The 1,585-nt window shown below is 49.0% G+C and carries 3 protein-coding genes; all 3 read right to left on the bottom strand.

Annotation, left to right across the window (positions count from 1 at the left end):
* Nucleotides 1–541 (bottom strand): DUF6261 family protein (locus tag LO761_RS12520; protein ID WP_272818610.1); only part of this gene is annotated, 541 nt, incomplete at its 3' end.
* Between the two features lie 389 nt (nucleotides 542–930).
* On the bottom strand, nucleotides 931–1,203 hold the full coding sequence (locus LO761_RS12515; protein ID WP_272818609.1) for a type II toxin-antitoxin system YafQ family toxin: 273 nt from the start codon (nucleotides 1,201–1,203) through the stop codon (nucleotides 931–933).
* Nucleotides 1,204–1,216: 13 nt separating this feature from the next.
* Complete coding sequence (locus tag LO761_RS12510) at nucleotides 1,217–1,339, bottom strand: hypothetical protein (protein WP_272818608.1); 123 nt, start codon at nucleotides 1,337–1,339, stop codon at nucleotides 1,217–1,219.
* Nucleotides 1,340–1,585: the final 246 nt, after the last annotated feature.

The following is a 1,585-nucleotide window of genomic DNA, read 5'->3' as shown; positions in this document are numbered from 1 at the left end:
CGGCTCCCTCCTGAACGGCACGTTCCTTGGCGGCGGCAAGAAACTCGTCCTCACGTTGACGCAGGTTGTCGACCAAGGGCTTGAAGTGGGCGGCGGTCATGCGGGCGTCGTCCACGGCGTCGAGGTCTTGCAGCAGGTTGTGTAACCGACCTGTCTCCTCTGTCTGAGGCAGCGTGGCTAAGTCGCCGTACTTCTTGAACAATTCATAAACTTCCGTGGCAGTTTGCGCCACTTCCGCCACGGGATAGCCCGTCGAGGCTTTCACATACTCGCGCATGGAGCGCCATGCCTCGTCGCGCAACGCGTCCTTTTCGGCGGCTGTTTTGGCTGCCGGAACGCTGTCGGACGCTTTCAGCGCGTCATCGAACATCTGATACGCGTGTATAAACGCTTGGACAGCCTTCCTCAGCCCTTCGGCATACCCGGGCTTGCTGTCTGTCAACGGCAGTTTCTCGGTTTCTGCCGCGATGAGTTTCTGAAATCCGAAATCTTCCTCCACACGGAGACGTGTGAGGTCGAGTTTTTGAATGCTTTTAATCATAATCATCATGTTTTATAGGTTAATTGATAAAAAAGGTGCTGTCGGAGTCCCCGACAACGCTTTTTTGTTCATAGAAGTACTATCGGAAAGTCCGACAGCACTTTTTCTTTCGTAAGAGCATCGTCGGGAAGTTCCGACAGTGCATTTTTTCTCGTAAAAGAGGTTTCGGAGTTCCCGACAGCACTTTTTTCTTCGTAAGAGCACCATCGGGAGTCCCGACAACGCATTTTCTCTCGTAAAAGCACTGTCGAGCGGAATTGTTGACGCTTCTACCACACTGACAATACGACGGGGAAACGAAATACCATGCCGAACGGTTGAAAACAATCGTCCCACGCTTCGTGTTGATTGAAGCGTGGGACGAGAATAGATTTCTATTGCAAGGAATATCAAAACAAATCGGCGTGTGTACCAGTGTCGATAAAATGCAAAACAAGCCGATGATCATCTTGCAGCCAAATCAGCAGCCAGTCGGGTTGCAGATGACATTCCCAATAGCCGGCGTATTTCCCCGAAAGTTTGTGGGGGTGATATTCTACCGGCAATGAGCCTGATGTCTGCAACAATGTGATGGCATTTTTGAATATGGTTATATCCAGTCCACGCTTGATACACTTCCTGAATGAGCGACGAAAGTGTGTGGTATATTCTATCTCATACATACGCGCACGCTTTTCATTTCATAAGTTGCGCCATCAGGTCGTTTACATCCTTGGCCTTGTGTACACGGCCGGCCTTGAAATCGTCTATAGCGTCGTCAAGCCCTGTACGACGCTCCCGCTCGAACGTCCATCCCATGCGCTTGGCGAGATTCTCCAAAAATTTCAAGTCGGAAACTTTCGACACTCCCATCCTGACGATTTCCGTGTGAATAGTTTTGGTACTCATATTCTTTCCTCCTTTGTTTTTCTATTTTTCATCGCAAATATATGTTTTTCAATGAAAAATTCCAAACATCCAATAGGGATTTTCATTTTCCCACCGTGTGTGTCAATATGTCAAAGAGCGAATCTTTTGTTATTCTCCCCCGTGCCCCATGACCGA

The organism is Phocaeicola oris (genome assembly GCF_021295095.1).
GTDB classification, from domain to species: domain Bacteria; phylum Bacteroidota; class Bacteroidia; order Bacteroidales; family Bacteroidaceae; genus Phocaeicola; species Phocaeicola oris.
The sequence above is the reverse complement of the archived record's forward strand: the minus strand, read 5'-3'. Positions and strand labels throughout refer to the sequence as shown.

Bases quoted from the DNA above. Each gene is read 5' to 3' on its own strand.
- LO761_RS12515 (WP_272818609.1), bottom strand. From the start codon at position 1,203: ATGTATGAGATAGAATATACCACACACTTTCGTCGCTCATTCAGGAAG.
- LO761_RS12510 (WP_272818608.1), bottom strand. From the start codon at position 1,339: ATGGGATGGACGTTCGAGCGGGAGCGTCGTACAGGGCTTGACGACGCT.